This window comes from Kitasatospora dryopteridis (genome assembly GCF_050749075.1).
Taxonomy (GTDB): domain Bacteria; phylum Actinomycetota; class Actinomycetes; order Streptomycetales; family Streptomycetaceae; genus Kitasatospora.
This window is the reverse complement of record NZ_CP192749.1, coordinates 2,861,366-2,879,947: the sequence shown is the minus strand read 5'-3', so window position 1 is coordinate 2,879,947 and position 18,582 is coordinate 2,861,366. Positions and strand designations below refer to the sequence as shown.

At 73.9% G+C, this 18,582-nt stretch carries 11 protein-coding genes, 1 tRNA gene and 2 pseudogenes; 4 read left to right on the top strand and 10 right to left on the bottom strand.

The genetic code is table 11. The features are described from left to right. Positions 1-119: 119 nt before the first annotated feature. A complete protein-coding gene (locus ACQ614_RS13010) occupies positions 120-1,445 on the bottom strand; it encodes an ABC transporter substrate-binding protein (protein ID WP_431678694.1) in 1,326 nt (441 codons plus the stop codon). A 573-nt stretch (positions 1,446-2,018) separates the two neighbouring features. On the opposite strand from ACQ614_RS13010, the gene ACQ614_RS13005 reads away from it, so the two are divergent. Then, entirely contained in the window at positions 2,019-3,089 is a 1,071-nt protein-coding gene (locus ACQ614_RS13005) for a LacI family DNA-binding transcriptional regulator (RefSeq protein WP_363487442.1), read from the top strand. Between the two features lie 183 nt (positions 3,090-3,272). On the opposite strand, the gene ACQ614_RS13000 is transcribed toward ACQ614_RS13005, so the two are convergent. From ACQ614_RS13000 to ACQ614_RS12985, 4 genes and pseudogenes are all read right to left on the bottom strand, one after another. Then, on the bottom strand, positions 3,273-3,719 hold the full coding sequence (locus ACQ614_RS13000; RefSeq protein ID WP_431678692.1) for a DUF4442 domain-containing protein: 447 nt from the start codon (positions 3,717-3,719) through the stop codon (positions 3,273-3,275). A 133-nt stretch (positions 3,720-3,852) separates the two neighbouring features. After that, positions 3,853-3,928 (bottom strand) — tRNA-His (locus ACQ614_RS12995). Positions 3,929-4,193: 265 nt separating this feature from the next. Beyond that, positions 4,194-4,796, bottom strand: a complete 603-nt coding sequence (gene orn / locus ACQ614_RS12990) for an oligoribonuclease (protein ID WP_431678691.1) — start codon at positions 4,794-4,796, stop codon at positions 4,194-4,196. Positions 4,797-5,464: 668 nt separating this feature from the next. Beyond that, positions 5,465-6,667, bottom strand: a pseudogene (locus ACQ614_RS12985) (helix-turn-helix domain-containing protein); the annotation flags it as partial. A gap of 816 nt (positions 6,668-7,483) precedes the next feature. Here ACQ614_RS12985 and ACQ614_RS12980 point away from each other — a divergent pair. Next, complete coding sequence (locus tag ACQ614_RS12980; RefSeq protein WP_431678689.1) at positions 7,484-8,428, top strand: GNAT family N-acetyltransferase; 945 nt, start codon at positions 7,484-7,486, stop codon at positions 8,426-8,428. Here ACQ614_RS12980 and ACQ614_RS12975 read toward each other — a convergent pair. Further along, positions 8,395-9,498, bottom strand: coding sequence for an HAD family hydrolase (locus tag ACQ614_RS12975; protein WP_431678688.1), 1,104 nt, complete (start codon positions 9,496-9,498; stop codon positions 8,395-8,397). The genes ACQ614_RS12980 and ACQ614_RS12975 overlap by 34 nt on opposite strands. Before the next feature lie 994 nt (positions 9,499-10,492). Between ACQ614_RS12975 and ACQ614_RS12970 the strand changes: the two are divergent. After that, positions 10,493-10,924 (top strand): annotated as a pseudogene (locus tag ACQ614_RS12970) (universal stress protein); the annotation flags it as partial. Between the two features lie 169 nt (positions 10,925-11,093). On the opposite strand, the gene ACQ614_RS12965 reads toward ACQ614_RS12970, so the two are convergent. From ACQ614_RS12965 to ACQ614_RS12950, 4 genes are all read right to left on the bottom strand, one after another. Beyond that, entirely contained in the window at positions 11,094-12,284 is a 1,191-nt protein-coding gene (locus ACQ614_RS12965) for an acyl-CoA dehydrogenase family protein (protein WP_363487431.1), read from the bottom strand. 60 nt (positions 12,285-12,344) lie between these two features. Beyond that, positions 12,345-13,298, bottom strand: coding sequence for a hydroxymethylglutaryl-CoA lyase (locus ACQ614_RS12960; protein WP_431683907.1), 954 nt, complete (start codon positions 13,296-13,298; stop codon positions 12,345-12,347). 47 nt (positions 13,299-13,345) lie between these two features. Continuing rightward, positions 13,346-15,577 (bottom strand): biotin carboxylase N-terminal domain-containing protein, encoded by a 2,232-nt coding sequence (locus ACQ614_RS12955; RefSeq protein ID WP_431678687.1) that lies wholly within the window; start codon positions 15,575-15,577, stop codon positions 13,346-13,348. 316 nt (positions 15,578-15,893) lie between these two features. Next, the gene (locus tag ACQ614_RS12950; protein ID WP_431678686.1) at positions 15,894-17,615 is read right to left on the bottom strand and encodes a carboxyl transferase domain-containing protein; all 1,722 of its coding nucleotides are present in this window, start codon (positions 17,613-17,615) and stop codon (positions 15,894-15,896) included. A 130-nt stretch (positions 17,616-17,745) separates the two neighbouring features. Here ACQ614_RS12950 and ACQ614_RS12945 point away from each other — a divergent pair, with 130 nt between their 5' ends. After that, entirely contained in the window at positions 17,746-18,456 is a 711-nt protein-coding gene (locus ACQ614_RS12945; protein WP_431678685.1) for a TetR/AcrR family transcriptional regulator, read from the top strand. The last annotated feature ends 126 nt before the right edge of the window (positions 18,457-18,582 follow it).

The window sequence follows — 18,582 nt, the reverse complement described above, 5'->3', positions numbered from 1 at the left end:
GGTTGTCCTTCCCGGGGGTGGCTGTCGGCTGTGGTGCGGTGCCGCCCGGCCGGGGTGCCCGGCCGGGCGGGAGCGGGCCGGCGGGGGTCAGGGCCCCGCCGGCCTCACCCTCGGGGTGGTCAGCCCTCGACCTTGTCCTTGATGGTCTTGACGACGTTCTCCCAGGCCTTGGCCGGGTCGGTGCCGTGCTCCTCGATGTCGAGGATGCCGTTGTCGGTGATGATCGTCTTGACGTTGCCGTCGTTCTCACCGATCGCGGCGGGCTGGATGCCCTTCGCGGTGGAGGCGAAGATCTGGCCGGTCGGGGTGTCGCCGAAGTAGGGCAGCTTGGCGCTCTGCACGGCGGGCAGATCCAGGCCGGCCGTGGTGGAGGGCAGGTTGCCGACCTTGGTGAAGACCTTGGCCTGCTGCTCCGGGGCGGTCAGCCACGCGGCGAGGGCGGCGGCCTCCTTCTGGTGCTTGCCGGCCTTCGGGACGCTCAGGAAGGCACCGCCCCAGTTGGAGGCGACCGGCGGGGCGGCGATGTCCCACTTGCCCTTGCCGGCGTCGCCGGAGTACTGGCTGATCAGGCCGGTCATCCAGGACGGGCAGACCACGGTGGCGAACTTGGCGTTCTGGAAGGCGGCGTTCCACGGGTCCTGGAACTGGCGCAGCTTGGCGCTGATGCCGGCCTTGGAGGCGGAGACGGCGGTGTCCCAGGCGGTCTTGACGCCGGTGCTCTTGTCGTAGATCAGCTTGCCGGAGTCGTCCGAGTACTGCTGGGTCTGCGCGGAGAGGACGGCGTTGAACAGGCCGCTCGCGGAGTCGGTGAAGAAGGTGCCGGCCGGCGCCTTGGCCTGGTACTGCTTGCCGGCGTCGACGAACTTCGACCAGTCGCCCGCCCACAGCTTGGCGACCTCGGCGCGGTCGGTCGGCAGGCCGGCCTGCTGGAAGAGGTCCTTGCGGTAGCAGACCGCCATCGGGCCGATGTCGGTGCCGAGACCGATGAGCTCGCCCTTGGCGGTGGTGGCCTGCTTCGACTTCCACGGCAGCCAGGCGTTCGCGTTCACGCCCTCGACCTTGCTCAGGTCGGTGAACTTGCTCGCCAGGGTGCCCGTGGCCTGCGCGATGTAGCCGACCTCGACGGCCTGGATGTCGGCCAGGCCGCTGCCCGAGGCGAGGTGGGTGGTCAGCGCGTCCCAGTACTTCTGGCCGTCCTGGGTGGTGTTGGCCTCGATCTTGATGTTCGGGTGGGCGGCCATGTACTCGTCGTAGAGGCCGGCCTCCTTGTAACCGAAGGTGCCGAAGTCGCCGACGGTGAGGGTGATCTTCTCGCCCGCGGCCGAGGAGGCACCGTCCGACCCGCCGTCGCCGCTGCTGCCGCACGCGGTCAGCAGCAGGGCGGAGGAGGCGAGGACGGCGGTGGCCAGGACGGCTGCTCTGCGGGGGCGGGAAGTGGTGCGCATGGCGTTCTCCTTGTTCCGGGTGGGGCATCGGGTGGTGCTGCGCGGTGGGTGGTGCGGTGGTGCGGTGGTGCGGTGCGGCTTCGGAAGGTGGTGCCGGGATCTGCTGCCGGGGTGTTGCTCGGGTGTTTCGGATGTCCCGGGTGTTACCGGGGGCATACGGGCGGCGCGGCTGTGCCGACCGTGGGGGAGCGGCCCCGGCGTCGGCGGGCGGTGCCCGTCGGACCTCGGTCGAGGCGCTGTTGCCGGGGGCGATTCGCCACTAGAGTGTGGGAGCGCTCCCACAGCGCATGCCGGAAGGTTCCTTCGTCGCGGCCCCGGGTGTCAAGGGCTGACGTCGTATCCGTTGCCGGAGCGTGTCCTGGGAGTCGCGAAACGGTGTCCTGGGGACACCGGTCTCCGGCCCGCGCGGACATCCGCGTACGGTCGGAACGGGGCCCTGCCGGCCGGAAGGACCGTTCGGTCGGCCGGGTCGCGGGGTGCGCAGCGTCCTGCGGCTTCCCCGGCGGCCGAAACCGGCCACAATGAGCAGCAATCGGCCCACGAGGCGCCATGAGGATCTCCAAGAGGTGAGCGATGAGCCAGACCGCACAGCCCCCCGCAGGGCCCGTGGGCGGTGCCGGGGCGGGCGGCAGGAGCTCCGCGCGCCCCACGCTGGAAGAGGTCGCCGCCCTGGCCGGCGTCGGGCGCGGCACGGTGTCCCGGGTGATCAACGGCTCGCCCCGGGTGAGCGACAAGGCGCGGGAGGCCGTGCAGGCCGCCATCGCCGAACTCGGCTACGTCCCCAACCGGGCCGCCCGCACCCTGGTCACCTCGCGCACCGACTCGGTCGCCCTGGTGGTGCCCGAGGCGGAGACCCGGCTGTTCTCCGAGCCGTACTTCTCCGACATCATCAGCGGCGTCTCCGCGGAGCTTGCCGAGACCGACATGCAGCTGCTGCTGATCCTGGTCCGCAACCAGCGCGAGCGGGAACGACTTTCGGCCTATCTGACGGCCCAGCGGGTGGACGGCGTACTCCTCGTCTCCGTGCACCAGGACGACCCGCTGCCGAGCATCCTGGAGAGCCTGGAGATCCCCTCCGTGCTCGCCGGACGCCGCGGCGACCTCGAACCGCTGAGCTACGTCCACGCCGACAACGCGGGCGGCGCCAGGATGGCCGTACGGCACCTGCTGCGCCGGGGCTGCCGCGAAGTGGCCACCATCACCGGGCCGCTCGACATGGAGGTCGCCCAGGCGCGCCTCGGCGGCTACCGCCGGGCCCTGGAGGAGGCCGGCCGGACGTACGACGAGGAACTCGTCGGGCTCGCCGACTTCACCGAGGAGGGCGGCCGGCTGGCGATGCGTGAGCTGCTGGAGCGTCGGCCCGACCTGGACGGGGTGTTCTGCGCGTCCGACGTGATGGCCGCCGGTGCGATGCAGGTGCTGAGGGCGGCCGGGCGGCGCGTGCCGGACCAGGTCGCGGTGATCGGCTTCGACGACTCGATCGTGGCCCGGCACACCGACCCGCCGATGACCAGCGTCCGCCAGCCCATCGAGGAGATGGGGCGGACGATGGCCCGGCTGCTGCTCGACGAGATCACCGAACGGGGGCGGGCGCGGCGGCAGGTGGTGCTGGCCACCGAACTGGTGGTGCGCGACTCGGCCTGACGGCGGGGGCGCTGCTCCGGGGCCGGGCGGCGGGGTGCGGCGGCGGGTACGGCTCCGGCCGTCCGGGGCGTCCCCCGTGCCCGCGGGGCGAGTGGGGGAGCGGCCGCCGGACGGCCGGTGCGGGCCACGCAGTTGGGGCCGGGTGCGGCCCCGCGGCTGCGGGGCCGGCGGTGGTCCCGCTGCTCAGGAGTTGGGACGCAGCGTCCAGGTGATGGTCATCACACCGGTGACCGCGCCGTCGGCGCGGGTGATCTCCACGGTGACCGGGAACTCGGGGCGCTCGCCCTTGTCCAGCTCGGCGACGACCTCCTCGACGGTGCGGCCCAGCGTGGCCGTGGCCGTCACCGCGCCCATCGCCAGCTTCTTGTAGCCGATCTCGGCCTTCACCGCGAGCGGCACGGCGCGCGAGAGCTGGTCGCTGAAGGCGGCCAGCACGATGCAGCCGCTCGCCGACTCGGCCAGCGTGAACATCGCGCCCGCGTGCGGCCCGGCGAGGTGGTTGTGGAACTCCGGCTGGTCCGGCAGCCGCAGCACGGCCCGCTCGGGGCTCGTCTCCAGGTACTCCAGCTTGAGGGTGCGGGCCATGGGGACGGTGGAGTCGAGCAGCTGCCCGATCGAGGGTGTGGTCATGGCCCTCATGTTACTTGCCGGTAGCTTCTCTGGGGAGGGGTGGGCCGGAGAGGCGCGGCCTGCAGGGCGGGCGGGGGAACGCGGAAACGCCGTAGGGCCCGATCTCGTGAAGAGATCGGGCCCTACGGTCGGTTGGGGTGAGTGACGGGACTCGAACCCGCGGCCACCTGGACCACAACCAGGTGCTCTACCAACTGAGCTACACCCACCATCTGTCCGGGGCGTTCCCGCTCCGACAGGAAGAACTCTACAGGATGCGAGAGGGTGCTCGCGCCAGGGTTTCGACCCGGGGCCCGCGCTGATGCTGTGGTGGGAGCAGGTGCGGGGCCGGACGGCCGGGCGGCACGGTGCGGGACGTGCTGGCGCGGCGTGCGCGGGCGAGGCGTCCACGGGCCGGGCGGCCGGCGGCAGGACGGTCGGTCGGCCGCGGGCCGCCCGGCCCGTGTGCCGGGCGTCGCGCGCCGAGCCGCCGGGTCAGTCGGTCGGCCGCTGGTACTTGGCCGCGATCTCCCGGGCCGCGTCCCCGTCCGGGCCGGGCTGCGGGACGAACACCGCCTCGCGGTAGTACTGGAGTTCGGCGATGCTCTCGCGGATGTCCGCCAGCGCCCGGTGGCTGCCGCCCTTCTGCGGGCTGTTGTAGTACGCCCGCGGGTACCAGCGCCGGGCCAGCTCCTTGATCGAGGACACGTCCACGATCCGGTAGTGCAGGTGGCCCTCCAGGGCGGGCATGTCGCGGGAGAGGAATCCGCGGTCCGTCGCCACGGAGTTGCCGCACAGCGGGGTCTTGCCGGCCTCCGGGGCGTGCTCCCGGATGTAACCCAGCACCAGCTGCTCGGCCTCCGCGAGGGTCACACCGTCCGCCAGCTCGTCGAGCAGCCCGGACGCCGTGTGCATCGCGCGCACGACGTCGGGCATGCCCTCCAGCGCCTCCGCGGGCGGACGGATCACCACGTCCACGCCCTCGCCGAGGACGTTCAGCTCGGAGTCGGTCACCAGCACCGCGACCTCGATCAGGGCGTCCCTGTCGAGGTCGAGGCCGGTCATCTCACAGTCGATCCACACCAGACGGTCATTCACGCCACTCACCCTACGGCGCGATCGCGCGAGGCGGACAGCGGCCGGGCCGCCCGGCCGCGTTGCGTCGCACCGGCCGGGGCGCCCGCGGCACCGCCGCCGTCCACAGTCGGATCGGAGGCCCGCTCTGCGGTGCGCTCGGCCGGTTGTCCGCCGCTCCGGTCGGACGGCGGAGCCGGGTGAGCGGCTCCTCGCGGTGCCGTGTGGTCGGCGCGGTGGCCCTGACCCTGACCACGCGCGCTGGGCTGGTCGTAGCCGTTCTCGTCGGCGACGGCGTGCTCCACCGGGCGGTCGGCGCCGCGGCCGCCCGCCCGGTCCCCGGTCCGGTCGGCCGTCGACCGCTCCGTCGGCGAGCGCTCCGCCGCTGTCCGTTCCGCCGCTGTCCGTTCTGCCGTCGACCGGTCCGCGGTGCGCGGCGGGGTCTGGCCGGTGGGCCGCTCGGGCATCGGAGGCCGCGGACGCCGACCGGTCGCCGGCCCCGGCTGCGGGGGCACCAGCAGGCCGGGCCTGCGGCGCGAACCGCCCGCCGTTGCCGTACCGCCGTTGCCGGCGGTGCCGTTCGGCCGGTCGCCGGCAGGTCCGCCCTGATGGACCGCCTGGCCACCGGGCCCGCTCTGATGACCGGGCCCGCCGAGGCCGCCCACGGTCGCCTGGCCCAGCTGGCCCGACTGCGGTGCACCGCCGTGGCCGGCCTGCCCGGGGTGCCCCGGGTGACCGGTGGCGCCGGGGCCGCCGAAGCGGTCGCCCGGGCCGCCCTGCGACGGCACCGAGACCGCACCGGCCGTGCCGATCGGAGCCGCGGCCGGCGCCGGCCGCCGCGCGCGGTAGCTCGTCCGGTACGCCGCCGGGGAGACCCCGAGCTGCCGGCGGAAGTGCCCGCGCAGCGCCACCGGAGAACGGAAGCCGCAGCGCCGGGCGACATCGTCCACCGACAGGTCCGAGGTCTCCAGCAGCCGCTGCGCCTGCAGCACCCGCTGGGTGATCAGCCACTGCAGCGGGGCGCTGCCGGTGAGCGTCCGGAACCGCCGGTCGAAGGTGCGCCGGCTCATGTAGGCACGCGCCGCCAGCACCTCGACGTCGAACTGCTGGTTGAGGTTCTCCAGCGCCCAGGTGACCACCTCGGCGAGCGGGTCGTTGCCGATCTCCTCGGGTAAAGACTGGTCGATGTACTGGGCCTGTCCTCCGCCGCCCCGCCGGTTCGGCACCACCAGACGGCGGGCCAGTGCGTTCGCCGCCTCGGCGCCGTGGTCGCTGCGCACCACGTGCAGGCACAGGTCGATGCCGGCCGCGGTGCCGGCCGAGGTGAGCACGTCGCCGTCGTCCACGAACAGCTCGCGAGGGTCGACGTGGACCCGCGGGTACCGCTTCGCCAGCGTCGGCGCGTACATCCAGTGCGTGGTCGCCGGGCGGCCGTCCAGCAGTCCGGCCGCGGCCAGCACGAAGGCCCCCGTGCACAGCCCGATGATGCGGGCCCCCTCGTGGTGCGCCTTGCGCAGGGCGGCGATCGCCTCCACCGGCGGCGGCTGGGAGATCGACCGCCAGGCCGGGACGACGATGGTGCCGGCCCGGGAGAGCGCCTCCAGCCCGTACGGGGCGGTCAGCGTCAGCCCGCCGGTGGTGGCCAGCGGGCCCTCCTCGCCGGCGCAGACCAGCAGGCGGTAGCGGGGCACGCCGGCGTCCTGCCGGTCCACCCCGAACACCGAGAGCGGGATCGAGCTCTCGAAGATCGGCGCCCCGCCGAAGATCAGGACGGCGACCGTCTCGCGCCGACGCCGGCCCGAGAGCTTGCGGGCCGGCGCGGGGTGCAGGGCGGAGAGCACCGCGGGAGAACCGTGGCCGGCGGGACCGCCCCCGGGTCCGCCGGCGGCGGACATCGCCGAGGGGGGCATCGCCGAGGGGGACAGGGGAGCGCCGGAGGGCGCTGCTCCGGTGTAGTGCGGCTGGTGCGAGGCGGTGTGACCGCCGCCCGGCCCTGCATGACCGGTCGTCAGGAAGCCGTTGCTGCCGCCCGTGCCGTGCTGGACGGCACCGTGCGGGCTGGCGCTGTGGAAGCCGGCGCCGTGCGGGTTCGAGCTTCCCGGGGAGGCGTTGCCGACGGAACCGCCGTGGGCCGGTGCGCCGGGCAGCGGCGAGCCGGTGAGGGGGGAGGACGCGCGCGCGGGGGCGGCTGCGCGGGATGCCGACCCGTCAGCTCTGGCGGGACGGCCCGGGAGGCCGGTCGGCGGCTGGCCGCCGTCAGGACCCGCGTCGCTCCTGCTCACCCTGCTCAAGGCGTTCCAGCCCCCTCGGTGGTGTGGTGTGGTGGTGCGGCACTGCCCGCCAAGATCGAATCTACTGGGTGGACCGTTGCTGTTGTGACAAGTTCACCATCCGACGCTATGTCGACATGGCAATTTGGCGTGATGCATTCGATCACGAAGCGTGGCACCCGTCGACCCCTCTGGGAAGGGGGCGGGCGCAAGCCTGGCTGGTTGTCGCACGACCCGTCCCGGGCGCGTGATGACCCGTCACCCTTGCGGGCGGCTCTGGGCTGCGGCTTTGGCCAACGGCGGGGGGCCGTCACGAGATTGACCGAAAACAGGCGGTACGAAACGGGGCGCACGGGACGCACGTGTGCGCCGGTGCGAGCCCTTCTGCGCAGGGCCGTACCGGCCCCGACGGCTGTGACGGCCGGCGACTAGGGTCCCCTCATGGACACCCGTAGCCGGCTCGAACTGGCCAACGACAACGCCGCCGCCTTCTGGTTGGCCCAAGCACGGTCGCACGGTTGGGAGTTCGTTCGCACGCCGCACTTCACCGCGGTCCGCTGCGACGGGGACGCCGAGGCCCACCGGGTGGTGGTCACCCGCCCCTACGGCGAACCCGAGTCCATGGTGGAGGAGTTGGTGGCGGTCCTCCGCGACTGGCGCACCGCCAGGCTCTGCCTCGAGGACCCGTACGCGCGCCTCGACCTCCGCGGCCACGGCTGCGAGGCCTCGCTCGGGCAGGCGGTGATGGCCCGCGAGCCGGACGGGGCCGGGGTGGGTGCGGCGGTCGCGGGCACCGGCGGCGCTGGTGCCGCCGGTGCGGGTGCGACGGGCGTCGGTACCGCCGGTGCCGGTGCCGGTGCGGCAGGTGTGGACGGAGCGACGGGCGGGCTGCAGGTGCTGCAGGGCGGCACGGCTGTGCTGGAGACGTCCCGGCGGTGGCGTGACCAGCCGGCAGCACGACTGACGGTCGGCGAGGCCCTGGACGCGGACGACCTCGCCGAGGTGGAGCGCACGGTGATCGACGGGTTCCCGATGCCCGCCCGGCTGCCCCACGTCCGCGGAAGCATGCTGCCGCCCGGCCTGCTGCAGACCGACGGCTACCGCGCATGGCTCGCCCGGCTGGACGGCCGCCCCGCCGGTGCCTGCATCAGCTACGACGACGGCACGGCGGTCGGCATCTACTCCGTGGCGACCCTGCCCGAACACCGCTCCCGCGGCGTCGGCCGCGCGGTGGTGGCGGCGGCCCTCGCCGCCCACCCCGACCGGGTCGCCACGCTGGTGGCCACGCTCCTGGGCGAGCCCCTCTACCGCCGGCTCGGCTTCGCCGAGTACGGCGTCTCGCGCTGGTGGCGCTACCCGGCGACGCCGTCCTCGATGACGGTGTAACCGGCCGCGGCGCCTCGCAGGGCGGCCGCGGACGGCGCAACGAACCTCGTCCTGCCGATCTCGGCGGTGACAGCCGACCGGGAGCCCGTCTGGAGGGAGCCTGTCGGCAGGGAGCCGGCCTGTGCGACGCCGGGCTGCCGGGGCGCCGGTCCGGGAGTCGGTGAGAGCTGGGCGGCCGGGGCGACTGCGGCCACCGAGGCGGCTCTCGCGGCGGCCGCCGGCCTGACCTCCAACGGCAGTTGCTGCGCCGTACCGGACGCCGTGGCATCGGCGGTCGCACGGGGGAGTCCTGCTCCGACGCCCGGCAGTCGGGCCGCCCGGTGCTCAGGGGCCGCCCGGCGGGCCGATGCCTGCTGCGCCACGGCGCGGCGGACGGCGCCGCGGTGCACGGTGGCGGCCGTCGGCGCGTTCCGGGCGCTGAGGACGAGCCCGACCGCCTCCGGCAGCCCGGCCGCGCTCAGCGTCGGACGGTACCCCTGCTCGGCCCACGGGCGGCCCAGGTGCAGCCAGACGCTGCGCAGCCCGGCGACCTCGGCCCCGGCGATGTCGGCCGGACCGTGGTCGCCCACCATCCATGTGCTGTTCTCCCACCCGGGAGTGAGCGGTACCCCGCAGCGGCGGGCGCCGATCTCGAAGATCAAGGGGTCCGGCTTCACGCAGCGGGCCTCCTCCGAGATCACCCAGCCGTCGACCAGTGCCCCGAGGCCGGTCCGCCGGATCTTCTCCAGCTGCGGCTTGGTGCCGCCGTTGCTGACGATGCCCAGCGTCCAGCCGGAGGCACGGGCGGCGTGCAGGGCGTCGATGTGGGTGTCCGGGCAGTGGATGTGGGTGTTGATGCCGCGGCGGTAGTGCGCCAGCAGCAGGTCCATGGAGTGGTCGAGGCCGTAGCGGCGCTTTGCGGCGCCGAGTACGGTGCTGCGCGGCACGTAGCCGCTGCCGTCGATTGTGGTGAACCAATCGATGTCGCCGGCGGGCAGGCGGTGTTCGGCCAGGAAGTCCTGGGCCCAGGCTCGGTAGGCGGCGTCCCTGGGCAGCAGGGTGTTGTCGAGGTCGAACAGGAGCAGCGGCATGTCGAAGATGCTGCCAGTGCTCGCGCGTATGCATATGGCAATTGCCAATTGCAGTCCGCCCACAGAGTGAAATGGCCGAATCCGGACGGTGACCGTTCCGTAGCCGACCGCAACGCCCGGTGCGGGTGGGGCGGGGTGTGTGCGTGGGGTGGTCGTGGCCCCCTGTGCTTCAGGGGTGGGTGTGCTGGTCGGGGTGCCTGGGGGGCATGTGACACCCGGGACTCCGGAGGCGGGCTGGCGCCCGTGCGCGGCGCCCGTGCGGAGGCCCGATGTACCTGTGGATGACGGTCGGATCACGTTGTGTGGTCGGCCTGTTGCGCAGTCGGGGGGTTGTCGGTCAAGCTTCCGGGAACCTCCGTGCCCGGTGGCCGCCGGCCGCTGTTCACGGGGCGCGTACAGCACGGTGTGCGCGGTCCTTTCGCGGGAATCCTTGTCGTATCAGGACTCGACTGCTGGGCCGCCTTCCGTGCTCGTCGTACTCTGAGAGGAACAGGTCGCGTTCAGTGGTGCTCGGCGGAGAGCGGCTCGGTGCCGTGGGTGGACCTGCTGCCCCGGCAGCGCTGTCGCGCCCTGTCGGCCCGTTTTCTCCGAATTGCTGTGAGCGATGGCTGGTTTTGAGCCTCCCGTGCCCGCTGGTGCGGATGCCGCCGGGGGCGGTGTGTTGCCGGCCGGTGGCGGGCCCGTCGGTGGCCGCTCGCACGCCCGCCGCGCCGCTCTCGCTGCGGCACGCCACGCAGCCCTCCGCGCCTGGCCGTTGTCGGCCCGCCGCCGTACCGAGCAGGACAGTGCCCGCACGGCTGCTCAGGCACCCTGCAGCGAGCGGCGCCCCGGCAGCGATCAGCGTCCCGGCGGCGAGCGGCGTGGCAGCGAGCAGCGGCCCGGGAGTGCCGGTGGCGGCGGGCGAGGGGGTGACGCGGTGACCGACGGCCAGGGCCCCATGACGGGCCGGACCGAGGGCGACGGCGAGCCCATGCTGAAGGAGCAGGCGGCGCGTCCCTGCGATCCGGTGTTCCAGCACGGTGTGGTGGTGGGCTTCGACGGCTCGCTCTCCAGCGAGCGCGCGCTGGCCTACGCCGTCGGCATGGCACGCAGGTCGCAGTGCGGCCTGGTGATCGTGCACGTGGCGAACCGGCTGCCCGCCACGGTCTGGGCCGGGTGCGAGCCCCCGGTCTTCGTCGACCTTCCCGACCACCGCACGGAGATCCTCGGGTTGGAGCTCGCCTGCGCGGACTTCCTGGCGGGCGTGCCGTGGATCCTCGTCGAGCGGGGCGGCGACATCTGCCACGAGATCGAGGAGGTCGGCCGCGAGTACGCCGCCGACGCGATCGTCGTGGGCAGCACCCGCGGCCTGCTCGGCAAGGTCTTCGGGTCGGTGTCCGGGCGGCTGGCGCGGCGCGCCAACCGCCCGGTGATCGTCATTCCCTGACGGCAGGCCAGGCCCCCGTGGCGGGCTGCCACGGGTCGCCGTACGGCACCCGCACGCCGTGGTCGTGCATGCGGCCGCTGGGGGTCGTACGGGCGGCCGTGCCGCCCCCTGACGGGCTGACAGGGGAGTCGGCGGACGTACTGCTGTCAGGGAGCCGACCGGGGCGTCCTCAGGAGGTCACACCGAGCTCTCGCGCGATGAGCATCCGCTGGACCTCCGAGGTGCCCTCACCGATTTCGAGGATCTTGCAGTCGCGCCAGAACCGGGCGACCGGGAACTCGTTCATGAAGCCGTACCCGCCGTGGATCTGGGTCGCCTCGCGTGCGTTGTCCACGGCGGCCTCCGATGCGTACAGCTTCGCGATCGCAGCCTCCTTCTTGAACGGTTCGGAGTGCAGCAGCCGGGAGGCGGCGTCCCGCCAGGCCAGGCGGGCGGTGTGGGCGCGCATCTCCATGTCGGCGAGCTTGAACTGGATGACCTGATTGGCGCCGATCGGCCGCCCGAAGGCGCGCCGCTGACCGGCGTAGGCGACGGACTGGTCCACGCATCCCTGGGCCAGGCCGGTGGCCAGGGCGGCGATGGCGATGCGCCCCTCGTCGAGGATGCGCAGGAACTGGGCGTACCCGCGGCCGCGGGCACCCAGCAGGTTGGCCGCGGGGACGCGGCAGTCGGTGAAGGACAGTTCGCGGGTGTCGGAGGCGTTCCACCCGACCTTGGAGTACTTCTTGGAGACCTGGAACCCGGGTGTCCCGGTCGGCACGATGATGGAGGAGATTTCCCGGGTTGGCGAGAGCGTCGAGCCGCCTTCACTCGAACGAGTGGACGGTTCGGTCAGGGCGGTCACCGTGACCAGACCCGTGATGTCGGTGCCCGAGTTGGTGATGAAGCACTTGGTGCCGTTGATGACCCACTCGTCGGTCGCCTCGTCGTACCGCGCCGTGGTCCGGGTGGCGCCGGCGTCGGAACCGCCCTCGGGCTCGGTCAGGCCGAACGCGCCGAGCATCTCGCCCGAGGTCAGCCGGGGCAGCCAGGTGCGCTTCTGCTCCTCGGTGCCGAAGCGGTAGACGGGCATCGCGCCCAGCGAGACGGCCGCCTCCAGGGTGATCGCCACCGAGGAGTCGACCCGCGCCAGCTCCTCCAGAGCGATGCAGAGCGCGAAGTAGTCGCCGCCCATGCCGCCGTACTCCTCGGGGAACGGCAGGCCGAACAGGCCCATTTCGCCCATCTCGCGGACGATCTCGTACGGGAACTCGTTCTGCTCGTAGAACTCGCCGATCTTGGGCGCGACCCGGTCGTTCGCGAATTCCGCGACGGTCCGTCGCAGCTCTTCGTACTCGGTGCTCAGCCGGTGGTCGAGCATGGTGATCCTCCTGGATCGCGGCCGGTCGGGCCGGTGTGATGACGGTATTGACGGGGTGTGTCAGGCGGACGGGCCGAGCAGTGCCCGGACGGTCCGCGACTGGCTGGGGCGGCCGAGCTGCCGGGCCATCCAGCCGCTGGTGGCGGCCAGGACGCCCAGGTCGACGCCGGTGTCGATGCCGAGGCCGTGGAGCATCCACACGAGGTCCTCGGTGGCCAGGTTGCCGGTGGCGCTCTTGGCGTACGGGCAGCCGCCGAGGCCGCCCGCGGAGGCGTCCACGACGGTCACGCCGGACCGCAGCGCGGCGAGCGTGTTGGCCAGCGCCTGGCCGTACGTGTCGTGGAAGTGGACGGCGAGCCGCTCCATCGGCACGCCGGCCTCCGCGAAGCCCGCCAGCAGGGCGGTGACCTGGCCGGGGGTGGCGGTGCCGATGGTGTCGCCGAGGCTCAGCTCGGCGCAGCCCATCTCCAGCAGGCGCAGGCCGAAGCCGATCACCTGCGCCGCCGGCACGGGACCCTCCCAGGGGTCGCCGAAGCACATCGAGAGGTAGCCGCGGACGGGCACGCCCGCGTCGGCGGCCCGCTCCACGACCGGGCGGAACATCGCCATGGCCTCGTCGGCGGACCGGTTGAGGTTCCGCCGGGCGAAGGTCTCGGTGGCGCTGGCGAAGACCGCCACGTCGGCCGCGCGGTGCGCGAGTGCCCGGTCGAGCCCGCGCTCGTTCGGCACCAGCACCGGCAGCCGCAGGCCCGGGTACCGGTCGGTCAGCCCGGCCAGGCGGGGCATCAGCTCCTCGGCGTCGGCCAGCTGCGGCACCCACTTCGGGTGGACGAAGCTGGTCGCCTCGACCGTGCGCAGGCCGGCGGCCGCCAGCCGGGCGACGAACTCGGCCTTCACCTCCACCGGGACGAGCGCGCTCTCGTTCTGCAGGCCGTCCCGCGGGCCGACCTCGTGGATGCGCACCCGGGCCGGCAGCGACGGGTCCCGGACCGGGTCGGGCAGGCCGAGCTCCAGCACTCCGGGCTCCGCCGCGGCGGCGCCCGCCTCCTGCTGCTCCGCGGTCACGACGACACCTCGCCGGCGGCGGCCGCGCCGCCCTCCTCGGCCGCCGCGACGACGGCCAGCAGTTCGTCCATGGCCACGGTCGAGCCGGCGGCGGCCCGCAGCTCGCTGACGGTGCCGTCGTGCGGCGCCGCGATCACGTGTTCCATCTTCATGGCCTCCAGGACCAGCAGGGTCTGACCGCGGGTCACCCGCTCGCCGACCGCGGCCTTGACCACGGTGACGGTGCCCGGCATGGGCGCGGTCAGGGCGCCGTGGTGGACGCCGCCCCCGGCGGCGCGGTCCGCCACCGGGTCGTGGGAGTGCACCGCCCAGGCGTCGCCGTCCACGGCGAGCCAGTCGACCCGGCCCGCGGGCCCGTTGTCGGTGGTGTGTGCGAACGTCGTCTGCAGACCGTCCACGGAGATGTGCAGACGGTCACCATTGCGGGCGGCCCGGGCCCGCCGCACGGGGCCGTCGCCGACCCGTACCTGCAGGTCGGATGCGGTCGGTGACGGATTGTCAGTCGGCTCGGCTACGGTGCCGGGCACGATCGGTCGTACCAGTACGGTGACGGGCTCGCGGCCGACGAGCCGCAGTCGGTGGGCGGTCCAGGCGGCCGCGCCGCCCAGGCGCCACCCGGAAGGGAGGGAGTACGGGTCCGTCCAGCCGCCCGGCACGGCGGCGGGGGCGAGGTCCAGCTGCCGCACGAGTGCGGCGGCGACGGGCAGCAGGTCCGGGGAGGCGGCCGCGTCCGACCCGGTGCCGGCGGCGTCGGTACCGACGGTGTCGGCACCGGTGCGGGTGTACGGGGAGCTCAGCAGTACGGGGGTCTGCTGGGTGGTCCGCTCCACCAGCCCGGTGTCGAGCCGGCCGGCGGCGACCTCGGGGTGTGCGAGCAGTCGCCGCAGGAAGCCGGTGTTGGTGGTGACACCCAGGATGCGGGTGTCCGCCAGCGCGGCACGCAGCCGGCGGAGCGCGGTCGGGCGGTCGGGCCCGTACGCGATCACCTTCGCCAGCATCGGGTCGTACAGGCTGCCGACCTCGGTGCCGGCCGCGACGCCGGAGTCCACCCGGATGCCCTCGCCGACGGGCTCCTCCAGCCGGAGGATGCGCCCGCCGGTCGGCAGGAAGTCGCGGTCGGGGTCCTCGGCGCAGATCCGGGCCTCGATCGCATGGCCCTGGAAGGAGATGTCGGACTGCTCGAACGGCAGCGCCTCGCCCGCCGCCACCCGCAGCTGCCACTCGACGAGGTCGAGCCGCTGCGGCTCGCCACCGCCCTGCGCGCGCACGGCGATCGCGAGCTCGGTGACCGGGTGCTCCACCTGGAGGCGCGTGTTCATCTCCATGAAGAAGAAGTCGAGGACGCCCTCGGGTGCGGCTGCACCGGGCTCCAGGCCGGGCACGATGAACTCCACCGTGCCGGCGCCGGTGTAACCGCAGGCCTCGGCGGCCCGCACGGCCGCCGCACCCATGGCCGCCCGGGTCTCCTCGTTGAGCAGAACGGAGGGAGCCTCTTCGATCAGCTTCTGGTGGCGGCGCTGCAGACTGCACTCGCGCTCGCCGAGGTGCACCGTGGCGCCGTGCGCGTCCGCGAGGACCTGCACCTCGATGTGGCGCGGGCGGTCGACCCAGCGCTCCAGCAGCAGGGTGTCGTCGCCGAACGCGGTCCGGGCCACCCGGCGTGCCGCGTCGATCTCGGTCGGGAGATCGGCGGGGTCGCGGACCAGACGCATGCCCTTGCCGCCGCCGCCCGCGGACGGCTTGAGCAGCACCGGGTAGCCGATCGTCTCCGCGGCCGCGACGAGTTCCGCGTCGCTCGGGGAGCCGCCCTGGCTGCCGGGTACCACCGGCACGCCCGCGACGCGGACGGCCTCCTTGGCGTTGATCTTGTCGCCCATGAGCTCGACCGCGGTCGGCGGCGGGCCGATGAACACCAGGCCCGCGTCGGCGCACGCCCGCGCGAAGCCGGGGTTCTCCGCGAGGAAGCCGTAGCCCGGGTGCACGGCCTGGACGCCCGTGCGCCGGGCGGCGGCCAGCAGCAGGTCGGTCCGCAGGTAGGTCTCCGCCGCCGAGCTGTCGCTGTGCCCCTCCGGGCCCAGCCGGACGGCGAGGTCGGCGGCGCGGACGTGCGGGGCGTCGGCGTCCGCGTCGCTGTGCACGGCGACGGAGCGGATGCCGAGCCGCCGCAGGGTGCGGATCACCCGGAGGGCGATCTCACCCCGGTTGGCGACCAGAACGGTGTCGAACATGGGAGGTCTTCCTCCGGGTCGAGGGGTGGGCACGGCCGGTGCGGCCGAGGCGGGTCCGGCGGGGCTGCCGTCCGGGGACGGCCGCTCCCGAGTGCGGCGGGCCCGCCGGGCCGACGGCGGCGAGTGGTGCTGCGGCGAGTGGTGCTGCTGTGGAGGGCGGTGACTGCAGTGCGGCGACCCCGAGGCCTGCGGCGCGGTCGGTGACCGCGGTGCGCCGGCGCCCGGTGCGGCCCGACCGCCGACCGGCCGCGCTGCGCCGGATCGCGGCGGCAGGCCGGACCGCGGTGTTCGCAGTGTTCAGGCCCGCCGCCACGGCTCACATCCGGAAGACGCCGTACGGGCGCGGCTCGGCGAGCGGTGCGTTGGCGCAGGCGGTGAGCGCCAGACCGAGGGCGGTCCGGGTCTCCATCGGGTCGATCACGCCGTCGTCCCAGAGCCGGGCGGTGGCGTAGTAGGCGTTGCCCTGCCGCTCGTACTGCTCGCGAACGGGGCGCTTGAACTCCTCCTCCGCCTCGGCCGGCCAGTCCTCGCCCTGGGCCTCGAACTGGTCGCGGCGCACGGTCGCGAGCACCGACGCGGCCTGCTCGCCGCCCATCACCGAGATCTTGGCGCCCGGCCACATCCACAGGAACCGCGGCGAGTACGCCCGACCGCACATCGAGTAGTTGCCGGCGCCGTACGAGCCGCCGATGACCACCGTCAGCTTGGGCACCCGGGTGCAGGCCACGGCCGTCACCATCTTGGCGCCGTGCTTGGCGATGCCGCCCGCCTCGTACTGGCGGCCGACCATGAAGCCGGTGATGTTCTGCAGGAAGAGGAGGGGGATGCCCCGCTGGTCGCACAGCTCGATGAAGTGCGCGCCCTTGAGCGCGGACTCGGCGAAGAGCACGCCGTTGTTGGCGACGATGCCCACCGGGTGGCCGTGGATGCGGGCGAAGCCGGTCACCAGCGTCGGCCCGTACTCCGCCTTGAACTCGGCGAACCGGCTGCCGTCCACCAGGCGCGCGATCACCTCGCGCACGTCGTACGGGGTGCGCGGGTCCACCGGCACCGCACCGTACAGGCCGGCCGGGTCCACCGCGGGCGCCTCCACCGGGGCGAGCTGCCACGGCGCGGGGGTGCGGGGGCCGAGGCCGGCGACGATGGTGCGGACGATCGACAGGGCGTGCGCGTCGTCCTCGGCCAGGTGGTCGGTGACGCCGGAGGTCCTGGAGTGCAGCTCGCCGCCGCCCAGCTCCTCCGCGGTGACGACCTCGCCGGTGGCCGCCTTCACCAGCGGCGGACCGCCCAGGAAGATCGTGCCCTGGTTGCGGACGATGACGGCCTGGTCGCTCATGGCCGGCACGTACGCGCCGCCGGCCGTGCACGAGCCGAGCACGGCCGCGATCTGCGGGATGCCGGCGGCGGAGAGGCGGGCCTGGTTGTAGAAGATGCGGCCGAAGTGGTCGCGGTCGGGGAACACCTCGTCCTGCATCGGAAGGAAGGCGCCGCCGGAGTCCACCAGGTAGACGCAGGGCAGCCGGTTCTCCAGGGCCACCTCCTGCGCACGCAGGTGCTTCTTGACCGTCATCGGGTAGTAGGTGCCGCCCTTGACGGTCGCGTCGTTGGCGACGACGACCACCTCGCGGCCGGCCACCCGGCCGATGCCGGCGATCACGCCCGCGGCCGGGGCCGCGCCGTCGTACAGGCCGTCGGCGGCCAGCGGGCACAGCTCCAGGAAGGGCGAGCCCGGGTCGAGCAGGGTGTCCACGCGGTCGCGCGGGAGCAGCTTGCCGCGGGCGGTGTGCCGGGCGCGGGCCTTGGCACCGCCACCCAGGGCGGCCGCGCCGAGCTTGCTGCGCAGCTCGTCCACCAGCTCCCGGTGCGCGGCCTCGTTGGCCCGGTACGCGGCGGAGCCGGGATCGGCCGCGGATTCCAGCCGCGGTGCCGGCGCCGCGGCCGCGCCGTTGAAGGCGTTGCGCGGTTCGGTGCCGGCGGCCGGACCGGTGAGCCGACCGGCCGCCGGGCCGACGGCAGATCCAATGGATGAGAGGACCATCCCAAGAGCTCCCTTGCCCTCGGAGCCGAGCGGGCATGCGGACGGATGAGTCCGCTGCCCAGAGGTTAATGAGCGTTAACTCCTGCCGCCAGGTTAACCGCCCTTAACCCGGCTGTCTACGATGGGCAGCATGCCGAACGTGCCAGCAGCCTCCGCGCTCCCACGCCGCGACCAGATCCGCAAGGAGGCCGCGCGGCTCTTCGCCGCGCGGGGCTTCCTCGGGGTGGGAGTGGACGAGATCGGCAAGGCGGTCGGCATCAGCGGCCCCGGCCTGTACCGGCACTTCTCCGGCAAGGACGCCATGCTCGCCGACCTGCTGGTGGGCATCAGCGAGCGCCTGCTGGAGGAGGGGCGGCGCCGGGCCGGCGAGGCCGAGGGGGTGGGTGGCCCCTCCGGCGCCCTGGACGCCCTGATCGGCGGGCACGTGGACTTCGCCCTGGACGACCGGGATCTGATCATCCTGCACGACCGGGAACTGCTCCATTTGAAGGAGGAGGACCGTCGGCGGGTCCGCCGCCTGCAGCGCGGCTACGTCGAACTGTGGGTCGGCGTCGTCCGCGGGGCGTTCCCGGCGCTCGCCGCCCCGGGTGCGGAGCCGCTGGCCCGTGCCGCCGTGCACGCGGTGTTCGGCCTGATCAACTCCACCCCCCACAGCGCCGCACCGCACTCCGCGCAGAGCGACCGTTCGGGACTGCCCCGCGACGCCATGGCCGCCCTGCTGCACAGCCTGGCCCAGGGCGCGTTCGCCGCGGCCGCCGAGAGTGCCGCCTCGGGCGCGGTGGTCGTCCCGGGCGCCGCCGGGGCCGCACCCGGTCCTGCGGCCGAGGAGGGCGCGGCGTAGGCCGTGCGGGTGAGGGAGTAGGACCAGCGCCGGAGGCCCGTCCGGCCGCTCGGCCCGTGCGTCCCGCCGAGTGCGTCGGCGACCCTGGAAGGCGTCGGGAAGGTTCCCCGGCGGCATGTCGTTGAG

What these genes read in the sequence shown, in the direction of transcription:
- ACQ614_RS13010 (WP_431678694.1), bottom strand. Translation starts at nt 1,445, where the DNA reads ATGCGCACCACTTCCCGCCCCCGCAGAGCAGCCGTCCTGGCCACCGCC.
- ACQ614_RS13005 (WP_363487442.1), top strand. Translation starts at nt 2,019, where the DNA reads ATGAGCCAGACCGCACAGCCCCCCGCAGGGCCCGTGGGCGGTGCCGGG.
- ACQ614_RS13000 (WP_431678692.1), bottom strand. Translation starts at nt 3,719, where the DNA reads ATGACCACACCCTCGATCGGGCAGCTGCTCGACTCCACCGTCCCCATG.
- ACQ614_RS12980 (WP_431678689.1), top strand. Translation starts at nt 7,484, where the DNA reads ATGGACACCCGTAGCCGGCTCGAACTGGCCAACGACAACGCCGCCGCC.
- ACQ614_RS12975 (WP_431678688.1), bottom strand. Translation starts at nt 9,498, where the DNA reads ATGCCGCTGCTCCTGTTCGACCTCGACAACACCCTGCTGCCCAGGGAC.
- ACQ614_RS12965 (WP_363487431.1), bottom strand. Translation starts at nt 12,284, where the DNA reads ATGCTCGACCACCGGCTGAGCACCGAGTACGAAGAGCTGCGACGGACC.
- ACQ614_RS12955 (WP_431678687.1), bottom strand. Translation starts at nt 15,577, where the DNA reads ATGTTCGACACCGTTCTGGTCGCCAACCGGGGTGAGATCGCCCTCCGG.
- ACQ614_RS12950 (WP_431678686.1), bottom strand. Translation starts at nt 17,615, where the DNA reads ATGGTCCTCTCATCCATTGGATCTGCCGTCGGCCCGGCGGCCGGTCGG.
- ACQ614_RS12945 (WP_431678685.1), top strand. Translation starts at nt 17,746, where the DNA reads ATGCCGAACGTGCCAGCAGCCTCCGCGCTCCCACGCCGCGACCAGATC.